Genomic DNA, 9,961 nt, shown 5'->3' on the forward strand with positions numbered 1-9,961 from the left:
CCGTCTCGCTTTACCTGGCGACTCGGTCCTCTTGTCACCCGCCTGCGCGAGCTTCGATATGTTCAGCGACTATCAGCACCGCGGTCGGGCCTTCGCTGCGGCTGTCGCGGAGCTACCCGCATGAGCGCAGCACCTATGCCAGGTCGTTCTCTGGTCGCAAGACCAAGCGCATCACCGATGCGCCATCCGACGCGGCGGCGTGACCGTGTCGAGCCGGCGATCGACGGTCTGCTGCTGGTCTGCGTGCTCGGCCTGCTTGGGCTGGGTTTCGTGATGGTCGCCTCCGCATCACTGCCAATCGCGGCGCGGAACTACGCCGATCCCTTCTTCTTCGTCTTACGTCACGCGGTCGCGCTCGGGCTGGCGCTATTCTGCGGGCTGCTCTGCTTTGCCATTCCGATACAGGCCTGGGAGCGCTCGGGGATCTGGCTACTCCTGCTCGGCTGTGCGCTATTGCTCCTTGTCCTGGTCCCTGGCATCGGTCGAACCGTCAATGGCGCAACCCGCTGGATTCCGATTGGTCCGTTCAATCTCCAGCCCTCGGAGCTGATCAAGTTCGTTGCAGTCATCTACCTCTCAGGCTATCTGGTGCGGCGTCAGCTCGAGGTCAGTACCTCGGTGCTCGGATTCATTCGGCCCATGGTTCTGATTGGCTTCGCCGCCAGCCTCATCATGGTCCAGCCTGACTTCGGCACCACCGCAGTCGTGATCGCGACGGTGTTGGCGCTGTTATTGCTCGGAGGCGCAGCTCTGTGGCCGTTTGCCCTGCTCGTGGCTGCTGTGATCGCTGGACTGGCACTGCTGATCTGGATCGAGCCCTATCGGCTCGAGCGGGTGACCTCGTTCATCAACGCATTCGATGATCCCTTCAACACCGACTATCAGCTCAGCCACGCCCTGATCGCGATGGGCCGAGGCGAGTGGCTCGGTGTCGGACTTGGTAACGGGATACAGAAGCAGTTTTATCTTCCTGAAGCGCATACTGACTTCTTGCTGGCAGTGATCGGCGAGGAGCTCGGCGTGCTGGGCGTGATCACGGTGATCTTGGCCTTTGCCTTGATGACCTGGCGTGCCTTCGCCATCGGCGCACACGCACAGGCACTCGGTGATGACTTCTCCGCCTACATCGCCCACGGCTTCGGCCTACTGATCGGCATGCAAGCCTTCATCAGCGCTGGGGTCAATACCGGCTTGCTGCCCACCAAGGGCCTTCCGCTTCCCTTCGTCAGCTACGGGAGCAATGCCTTGGTCGTCTCCGTGATGATGGCCGCGGTGCTGCTGCGCGTCGACTTCGAGCTGCGCCGTCGGGACAGCGGACCACTACCCGAGGCTGGGATCACTCCAAGCATGAGCACAGCAAGGGGGATCAGATGGCGCCGCGCATAGCGATCATGGCAGGTGGCACCGGCGGCCATGTGTTCCCGGCATTGGCCGTCGCCGAGGTGCTGCGCAGTCGCGGTGCCGAGGTATTCTGGCTCGGTACCCGCGCTGGTATCGAGGCACGTCTGGTCCCCGAACAGGGTTTCGAGATCGAGTGGCTCTCGGTCAGTGGCATCCGTGGCAAAGGGTTGCGCACGCTGCTCGCCGCACCGTTAAGGCTCGCCGGAGCCCTTGGCGAGGCCGCCGGCATTCTCAAGCGACGCGACCCTGCGGCTGTGCTCGGAATGGGCGGGTTTGCATCGGGACCGGGTGGCATCACCGCGCGTCTGCAGCGCCGACCATTGCTGATCCAAGAGCAGAACAGCGTGCCAGGGATGACCAATCAATGGCTAGCACGGGTCGCCGACCGTGTATTCGAGGCCTTCCCTCAGAGCTTCCCCAGCGCTCGGCGGGCAATCACGACGGGTAATCCGGTGCGGCCAGAGATCGCCACCTTGCCAGCGCCGCAAGCACGTTTCGCCGGACGCACTGGCGCCGCGCGGCTGCTGGTGCTGGGCGGGTCACTCGGTGCCCAGGCCTTGAATGAGAGCGTGGCGCAAGCGCTTGCGCAGCTGCCGCCGGACTTGCGACCGGAGGTCAAACATCAGGCTGGTGAGCGCACCTTGGCCCTGGCTCAGCAGGCCTATGCCGATGCCGGCGTCGAGGCCGAGGTCACAGCCTTCATCACTAATATGGCCGAGGCCTACGCCTGGGCCGACCTGGTCATTTGTCGCAGTGGTGCACTCACGGTCTCGGAGCTGGCTGCGGCCGGGCTGCCGGCGATCCTTGTCCCCTATCCGCATGCAGTCGATGACCACCAGGTCGGCAATGCACGCTGGCTCAGCGAGTCCGGTGCTGCCCATCTCTTGCTACAGCGCGAGATGAGCCGAGAGCGGCTCGCCGCCCTGCTCCAGCCGCTGCTCGCCGATCCAAGCCAACGCCTGCGCATGGCCGAGGCCGCCCGTTCCAAGGCGCTGCCAGACGCGGCCGAGCAGATTGCCGACGCCTGCCTGGAGCTGGCACGATGAACGCAGCTCATCGCACCCACAGTGCTGCCAATATGGGGCGCATGCGCCGCCTGCATTTCGTTGGCATTGGCGGCGCGGGCATGAGCGGTATCGCCGAGCTCATGGCCAATCTCGGCTATGCGGTGCAAGGCTCAGACCAGCGCGAGAACGAGGGCGTGCGGCGGCTCAGCAGCCTCGGCGTGGAGTGCTTCATCGGCCATCGCGCTGAGCAGGTCGCCGATGTCGATGTGGTGGTGGTTTCCACGGCCATTGATGAGCGCAACCCAGAGATCCTCGCCGCCCGAGCGGCGCGGATTCCGGTGGTCAGACGCGCCGAGATGCTGGCCGAGCTGATGCGATTCCACCACGGCGTCGCTGTCGCCGGCACCCATGGCAAGACCACCACCACCAGCCTAATCGCTAGCGTGCTGGCCGAGGCCAATCTAGACCCGACCTTTGTCATCGGCGGTCTGCTCAACAGCGCCGGTGCCAATGCCCGCCTCGGCAGCAGCAAGTACCTGATCGCCGAGGCCGACGAGAGCGATGCCTCCTTCCTCTATCTGCAGCCGATGTTGGCGGTGGTCACCAATATCGATGCCGACCACATGCGCACCTACGGTAACGACTTCGATCGTCTGCGCAGCACCTTTAAGGAGTTCATCCATCACCTTCCCTTCTATGGGCTGGCGGTGCTCTGCGTCGATGATCCGGAGGTCGCGGCGCTGATCCCGTCGATCTCGCGCCCGGTGCGCACCTATGGCACCGAGCCCCAGGCCGACGTGCGCGCGCTCAACATCAGCCAGCAAGGGCTGCGCATGCGCTTCGATGTGGCGCATGCAGAGGCAGCAGAGCCGTTGCCTGTCGAGCTCAATCTGCCCGGGCGACATAACGTTCTGAACGCATTGGCGGCGATCGCTATCGCCCTCGAGCTCGGCGTGGAAGAACCAGCAATACAGCGAGCGCTAAGCACCTTTGCTGGGATCGGTCGTCGCTTCGTGGTCAGCGATTGCCCATTGCCCAATGGACACTCGGTCATCTTGATCGACGACTATGGCCATCATCCGCGCGAGCTCGCCGCGACCATCGAAGCCGCACGCGGCGGCTGGCCCGGCCGTCGACTGGTGCTACTGTTCCAACCGCATCGCTACTCACGTACCCAAGAGCAGTTCGATGACTTCGCCCAGGTACTCTCCGAGGTCGACCTGCTTGTGTTGTGTGAGGTCTATGCCGCCGGTGAGCAGCCGATTCCGGGCGCCGATGGCCGCAGCTTAAGCCGCGCTGTGCGCTCGCGCGGACAGGTCGAGCCGGTGTTCGTCCAAACCCTTCGCGAAGTGCCCCCGCTGCTCGAGGCGCTACTCGAGCCGGACGATCTGCTCCTCGTCTCTGGCGCTGGCGACATCGGACAGCTCGCAGCACAACTGCCGGGCCTGCTGAGGGAGACTCAGCCATGACCGCCGATAGCCTGCGTGGCAAGCTGCTACTGAACGAGCCGCTCGCGCGCTATACCAGCTGGCGCGTCGGCGGACCGGCGCAGCGACTGTACCGGCCCGCCGATGTGCAGGACCTGGCTCAATTCCTGAGCGAGCTCGACGCCGATGAGCCGCTCTTCTGGCTCGGACTGGGCAGCAATCTGCTGATCAGCGATGCCGGTCTGCCTGGAACCGTGATTCATACCCAGGGCTGCTTAGGCGATATCAGTCAACTGCCGGACGGCAGCATTCGGGTCGAGGCCGGTTCCAGCTGCGCCAAGGTTGCCCGCTTTGCTAGCCGTCAGGGCCTGGTCGGTGCCGAGTTCCTCGCTGGCATCCCCGGCACCATGGGTGGTGCCTTGGCCATGAATGCCGGTGCTTGGGGAGGCGAAACCTGGCCGCTCGTGCGTCAGGTTCGCACCATTGATCGACGGGGCCGGATTCGCGAGCGTGCTCGGCACGACTTCGAGGTCGGTTATCGGCGGGTCAGCGGACCAGATGGCGAGTGGTTCGTCGGCGCCGACCTCACGCTTGAGCCCGGTGATACCGAGGCTGCCCAAGCCCGCATCCGCGAGCTGCTCGATCGCCGCGCCGCGACCCAACCCACCGGGGTGCCGAGCTGTGGCTCGGTGTTTCGCAATCCCACTGGCGATCACGCCGCTCGACTGATCGAGGCCGCTGGACTCAAGGGCAAGCGGCTCGGTGGTGCCGAGGTCTCGCCCAAGCACGCCAATTTCATCATCAACCTCGGCGGTGCGACAGCGGCCGATATCGCTGCGCTCATCGATCATGTCCAGCACGAAGTCAAGCGTTGCAGCGGTATCTGCCTGCAGCCAGAGGTTCGTCGCTTAGGAGCGTTCGAATGAAGACGCCAGCTCCAACGGTCTTTGATCCAGCCCGCTACGGCCGGGTCGCGCTGATCCTGGGCGGTACCTCCGAAGAACGCCCCATCTCGCTAAGAAGCGGCGCCGCGGTGCTCGCGGCGCTGCAGCGGCTCGGCATCGATGTCACCAGGATCGACCCAGCCGAGACCCCTGGCAGCGCCCTGTTTGAGGCGCTGAGCCCGGCGCGCTTCGATCGGGCCTTCCTGATCCTGCACGGGCGCGGAGGCGAAGACGGCCAGATCCAGGGCGCTCTTGAGACCTTGGGTCTGCCTTACACCGGCTCCGGGGTGCTCGGCTCAGCCATCGGCATGGATAAATACCGCACCAAGCAGATCTGGGGTGGGGCCGGCCTACCGACCGCCGAGTTCGCGCTGATCCTCAATGAGACCGATCTCGAGCAGGCCATCGACCTCGGCTTTCCGTTGATGGTCAAGCCAGCCCATGAGGGCTCCAGCCTAGGCATGGCGCGCGCCAATGACCGCGACGAGCTTGTCGCCGCCTGGCGTGCAGCAGCCAAGCTCGATTCCAGCGTGCTCGCCGAACGCTGGCTGAGCGGTGCCGAGTACACCTGCGCCATCCTCGGCCAACAGGCGCTACCGCTGATCCAGCTCGAGACGCCGCACGTCTTCTACGACTTCGATGCCAAGTATCAGGCCAACAGCACCTCCTATCTGTGTCCTTGCGGGCTTCCGCAGCAGCTCGAGTCCGCCTATCAGACACTCTGCCTAGAGGCCTTTCGTGCCGTCGGTGGCAGCGGCTGGGGGCGCGTCGACTTCATGCTCGATGACAGGGGAAGCCCCGAGCTGCTCGAGGTCAACACCATCCCTGGGATGACCGATCACAGCCTGGTGCCCATGGCTGCAGCGGCCGCCGGCATCGATTTCGACCAGCTCTGTGCCCGTATCCTCGAGACCAGCATGGTGGAGGCGCCAAGCCATGGCTGAGCCAGCACATCATCAGACCCATCAGGCTGCATTGGTCGCATCGGCGCGCACCCTCACGCGGCTCGGCCTCTTGTCCCGGCTGCTCAGCGCGGCCCTACTGATCGGCGCACTGATCGGCGCGAGCTGGATCGGGCTGCAGTGGGAGCCAACCCTGTTGCCGATTCGCGCGGTCAGTATCGAAGGCGAGATGCATGGGCTCTCGCGCGAGGCGCTCCAGGAGACCATCAGCAACGAGATCACCGGCGGCATCCTGACCCAGAACCTAGCAACCCTTCGGGCACGGGTGCAGGCCTTGCCTTGGGTCGAGCAGGCCACAGCGCGCCGAATCTGGCCGGACCGCGTTCAAGTCACCGTGCGCGAGCACAGCGCGATTGCGCGTTGGAACGAGAGCGGCCTGGTCACCGAGAACGGCGAGGTGTTTCGCCCGAGCGACGGACGGCTGCCAGCCGGGCTCGCACGCCTTGGTGGAGCAGATGATGAGCGGGCACCCGAGGTCGTCGCCCGATTCTTCGACTGGGGCTCGCGCCTCCTTGCTCTCGGCCTGATCGTCGACGCTGTTCAATGTGATGCCAGGGGCGACTGGTCGATTGAGCTGCTGGGTGGCACGGATGTCCTGCTCGGCACCGACGATGTTGAAGAACGGCTTGAGCGCCTGATCGCTGCGTACAGCCAGATTGAGGCGATCGGTATCCCGACCCGGCTCGACCTCCGTTACGCAAACGGGCTGGCGGTCCGCTGGCTACCGATCGCCAATAGCGCGGGCGCACCCAAGCGCATTGCGGCCAACTGATTATCACATTTGGAGCGGAATCTGCATGGCAAGACGCAGTGAAAAGAATCTGGTCGTCGGGCTCGATATTGGCACCTCGAAGGTGGCTGCCTTAGTCGGCGAGATCAGGCCCGATGAGACCATCGAGGTCATCGGAGTCGGTACCCATCCATCACACGGTCTCAAGAAGGGTGTCGTCGTCGACATCGAATCGACGGTGCAGTCTATTCAGCGCGCGGTTGAGGAAGCGGAGCTGATGGCGGGCTGCGAGATCCATTCGGTACACGCCGGCATCGGCGGTGGCCATATCCGCAGTCGCAACAGTGATGGCGTCACTGCGATCAAAGACCATGAGGTCAGCCAAGCCGATGTCGACCGCGTCATCGATGCCGCCCGCGCCGTCGCTATCCCGGCCGATCAGAAGATCCTGCATATCCTGCCGCAGGAATTCATCATCGACGACCAAGACGGTATCCGCGAACCCATCGGCATGTGCGGCGTGCGTCTCGAGGCGCGGGTGCATATGGTCACTGGCGCTGTCAGCGCGGCTCAGAATGTCGTCAAGTGCATCCGCCGCTGCGGTCTCGAGGTCGACGACCTGGTCATCGGGCAGCTCAGCTCATCGCTGGCAGTCCTCAAGGAGGACGAGAAGGAGCTGGGCGTGTGCATGGTCGATATCGGTGGGGGCACCACCGATCTGGCTGTCTTCACCGATGGCGCCATCCGCCACATTGCCGTGATCCCTATCGCCGGCGATCAGGTCACCAACGACATCGCTGTCGCCTTGCGCACGCCGACCCAGCATGCCGAAGCCATCAAGATCCAGCACGGCTGTGCCCTATCGTCAAAGGGCGGTCAAGAGAACATCGAGGTACCGAGCATTGGTGAGCGACCACCGCGTCAGCTATCGCGCCAGACGCTCGCCGAGGTGATCGAGCCACGCTACGAGGAGCTGCTGAATCTTCTCCAAGGCGAGCTCAGGCGCAGTGGCTTCGAAGAACTGATTGCCGGCGGCGTCGTGCTCACCGGCGGCAGTGCAAAGATGGAGGGCATCGTGGATTTGGCCGAAGAGCTGTTCCACATGCCCGTTCGACTCGGCCTTCCCCAGTCGGTCACAGGGATGGAAGACACCATCACCGACCCCGTCTATGCGGCCGGGGTTGGGCTCCTCATCTACGCCAGGCAGCATCGGTTCGCTGGCGCAGCTGACCACCAGAGCGCAGGCGTTTGGGGGCGTCTGCGCAACTGGCTAAGCGGCAGCTTTTGACGATGGTGGCGGGCGAGAGACTCCCCGCGGCCCGAGGGGAACAGGTTGAATTGCAGCAGACCAGCAACATTCGCGAGGTAACTGATATGAGCTTCGAGCTAGTGGACACCCAAACCCAGAATGCGGTGATTAAGGTCATCGGCGTCGGCGGTGGCGGAGGTAATGCCGTCAATCACATGGCGGCTGCCAACATCGAGGGTGTCGAGTTCATCTGTGCGAACACCGATGCCCAGGCACTCGAGAACGTCTCGGTCAAGACCGTGCTGCAATTGGGTGCCGGCATCACCAAAGGACTTGGCGCCGGCGCCGATCCCGACGTCGGGCGCAGAGCCGCCGAGGAAGATCGCGACCGCATCAAGGATCTGCTCGATGGCGCCGACATGGTCTTTATTACCGCCGGCATGGGCGGGGGCACCGGCACCGGCGCAGCCCCGATCGTCGCGTCCGTTGCGCGCGAGCTTGGCATCTTGACCGTTGCCGTGGTCAGTAAGCCCTTCGTCTTTGAGGGAGGCAAGCGCGCCAAGGCCGCCCTTGATGGCATCCTCGAGCTTGAGAAGCATGTCGACTCGCTGATCACGATCCCGAACGACAAGCTGCTCGCGGTCCTTGGCAAGCAGATGACCCTGCTCGACGCCTTCAGTGCCGCCAATGACGTCCTGCTGAACGCGACCCAGGGCATCGCCGAGCTGATCACCCGTCCAGGCCTGATCAACGTCGACTTTGCCGACGTCAAGACCGTGATGTCCGGCATGGGCGTCTCGATGATGGGCACCGGCTCAGCCACCGGCGAGAACCGCGCACGCGAGGCCGCCGAGAAGGCGATCAACAGCCCGCTGCTCGAGGATATCGATCTGGCCGGCGCCAACGGCATCCTGGTCAACATCACGGCAGGCATGACGCTGACGATCGGCGAGTTCGATGAGGTCGGCAACACCGTGCGCGATTTCGCCGACGACAACGCCACCGTCGTGGTCGGTACCGTGATCGATCCGGAGCTGGAAGAAGAGCTTCGGGTGACGGTGGTCGCGACCGGGCTCGGCGATCGCAAGGCCGAGCGTCTCGCCGCCCGCGGCGGTGAGCCGAAGATTCGCTTGGTCGACACCGATCCGCGCGACGGCTCAGCGCCAGACTACCGAAACATGGACCAGCCTGCCTACCTCCGGAACAAGCGCGCCGCCAGCACGGGTGGCGAAGCAACCGCAGAAGATCTCGACTATCTCGATATCCCGGCCTTCCTGCGTCGTCAGGCGGATTGACCTCGACGGATTGACCTAGGACAACCCCTAACCCGGATTATTGGATAGAAATCAGACGTTTTACTTGCAAAAACATTCAATGCTTGATAAAAATCCGGGAAAACCCTAACATGTCAAGCACATTGAATCTTGCATACCACAAAGGCCCAGGGACGGGCGTTGTCGCATGCTGCAAGCAACGTCCCAAGACGCGGTCCAGCAATGGTGCTCATGGCCGCAACGCTCGGAGGAGCGCCAATGATCCGCCAGCGAACACTGAAGAATGTGATTCGGGCGACCGGCGTCGGTTTGCACACCGGCGACAAAGTCTATCTGACGCTTCGTCCCGCAGCGGCCGATACCGGAATCGTCTTTCGCCGCACCGACCTCGACCCCGTGGTCGACATCCAAGCCAACCCCCTCAATGTCGGCGACACCAGACTCTCGACCACCCTGACCAATGGCGACGTCCGGGTCTCGACGGTCGAGCACCTGCTGTCTGCCTTTGCCGGTCTGGGTATCGACAACGCCTTTGTCGACCTGAGCGCGGCCGAGGTCCCGATCATGGATGGCAGCGCTGCACCCTTTGTGTTCCTGCTGCAATCGGCCGGAATCGAGGAGCAGAACCGTCCGCGTCGCTTTATCGCGATCAAGAAGCCCATCGTTGTCGAGGATGGCGACAAGTTCGCCCGCTTCGACCCGCTCGACGGATTCAAGGTCGAGTTTTCGATCGACTTCGACCATCCAGTTTTCGCCTCACGTCTGCAAACAGCGACGGTCGACTTCTCGACGACCTCGTTCGTCAAGGAGGTCAGTCGGGCCCGCACCTTCGGATTCCTGCGCGACATCGAGGCGCTGCAGCAACAGAATCTCGCGCTCGGCGGCAGCCTCGACAACGCTGTCGGGGTGGATGATTTTCGGGTGTTGACTGAAGGCGGCGTTCGCTACGAAGACGAGTTCGTGAACC

At 63.7% G+C, this 9,961-nt stretch carries 9 protein-coding genes; all 9 read left to right on the forward strand.

All coding sequences use genetic code 11. From position 1 onward, the window contains the following. Positions 1-135 precede the first annotated feature (135 nt). The gene (ftsW, locus tag ACY693_RS09150) at positions 136-1,386 is read left to right on the forward strand and encodes a putative lipid II flippase FtsW (RefSeq protein ID WP_462321520.1); all 1,251 of its coding nucleotides are present in this window, start codon (positions 136-138) and stop codon (positions 1,384-1,386) included. Beyond that, the gene (murG, locus tag ACY693_RS09155; RefSeq protein WP_462321521.1) at positions 1,371-2,447 is read left to right on the forward strand and encodes an undecaprenyldiphospho-muramoylpentapeptide beta-N-acetylglucosaminyltransferase; all 1,077 of its coding nucleotides are present in this window, start codon (positions 1,371-1,373) and stop codon (positions 2,445-2,447) included. The genes ftsW and murG overlap by 16 nt, the downstream gene beginning before the upstream one ends. Further along, the gene (gene murC, locus ACY693_RS09160) at positions 2,444-3,877 is read left to right on the forward strand and encodes a UDP-N-acetylmuramate--L-alanine ligase (RefSeq protein WP_462321522.1); all 1,434 of its coding nucleotides are present in this window, start codon (positions 2,444-2,446) and stop codon (positions 3,875-3,877) included. The genes murG and murC overlap by 4 nt, the downstream gene beginning before the upstream one ends. Continuing rightward, positions 3,874-4,761 carry a UDP-N-acetylmuramate dehydrogenase gene (murB, locus tag ACY693_RS09165; RefSeq protein WP_462321523.1) on the forward strand — a complete coding sequence of 296 codons (888 nt, stop codon included), beginning with the start codon at positions 3,874-3,876 and terminating at the stop codon, positions 4,759-4,761. Before murC ends, murB begins: the two co-directional genes overlap by 4 nt. Then, complete coding sequence (locus tag ACY693_RS09170) at positions 4,758-5,723, forward strand: D-alanine--D-alanine ligase (protein ID WP_462321524.1); 966 nt, start codon at positions 4,758-4,760, stop codon at positions 5,721-5,723. Before murB ends, ACY693_RS09170 begins: the two co-directional genes overlap by 4 nt. After that, positions 5,716-6,513, forward strand: a complete 798-nt coding sequence (locus ACY693_RS09175; RefSeq protein WP_462321525.1) for a cell division protein FtsQ/DivIB — start codon at positions 5,716-5,718, stop codon at positions 6,511-6,513. The genes ACY693_RS09170 and ACY693_RS09175 overlap by 8 nt, the downstream gene beginning before the upstream one ends. A 25-nt stretch (positions 6,514-6,538) precedes the next feature. Beyond that, positions 6,539-7,759: a cell division protein FtsA gene (gene ftsA / locus ACY693_RS09180; RefSeq protein WP_462321526.1), complete on the forward strand. Its 1,221-nt coding sequence runs from the start codon at positions 6,539-6,541 to the stop codon at positions 7,757-7,759. An 86-nt stretch (positions 7,760-7,845) separates the two neighbouring features. Next, positions 7,846-9,015, forward strand: coding sequence for a cell division protein FtsZ (gene ftsZ, locus ACY693_RS09185; RefSeq protein WP_462321527.1), 1,170 nt, complete (start codon positions 7,846-7,848; stop codon positions 9,013-9,015). Positions 9,016-9,252: 237 nt separating this feature from the next. Then, on the forward strand, positions 9,253-9,961 hold a 709-nt coding region (lpxC, locus tag ACY693_RS09190), incomplete at its 3' end, for a UDP-3-O-acyl-N-acetylglucosamine deacetylase (RefSeq protein ID WP_462321528.1).

This window comes from Halochromatium sp. (assembly GCF_054919635.1).

Coding starts and splice junctions, on each gene's coding strand:
- ftsA (WP_462321526.1), top strand. CDS start 6,539: ATGGCAAGACGCAGTGAAAAGAATCTGGTCGTCGGGCTCGATATTGGC.
- murB (WP_462321523.1), top strand. CDS start 3,874: ATGACCGCCGATAGCCTGCGTGGCAAGCTGCTACTGAACGAGCCGCTC.
- murG (WP_462321521.1), top strand. CDS start 1,371: ATGGCGCCGCGCATAGCGATCATGGCAGGTGGCACCGGCGGCCATGTG.
- murC (WP_462321522.1), top strand. CDS start 2,444: ATGAACGCAGCTCATCGCACCCACAGTGCTGCCAATATGGGGCGCATG.
- ftsW (WP_462321520.1), top strand. CDS start 136: ATGCCAGGTCGTTCTCTGGTCGCAAGACCAAGCGCATCACCGATGCGC.
- ftsZ (WP_462321527.1), top strand. CDS start 7,846: ATGAGCTTCGAGCTAGTGGACACCCAAACCCAGAATGCGGTGATTAAG.
- ACY693_RS09170 (WP_462321524.1), top strand. CDS start 4,758: ATGAAGACGCCAGCTCCAACGGTCTTTGATCCAGCCCGCTACGGCCGG.
- ACY693_RS09175 (WP_462321525.1), top strand. CDS start 5,716: ATGGCTGAGCCAGCACATCATCAGACCCATCAGGCTGCATTGGTCGCA.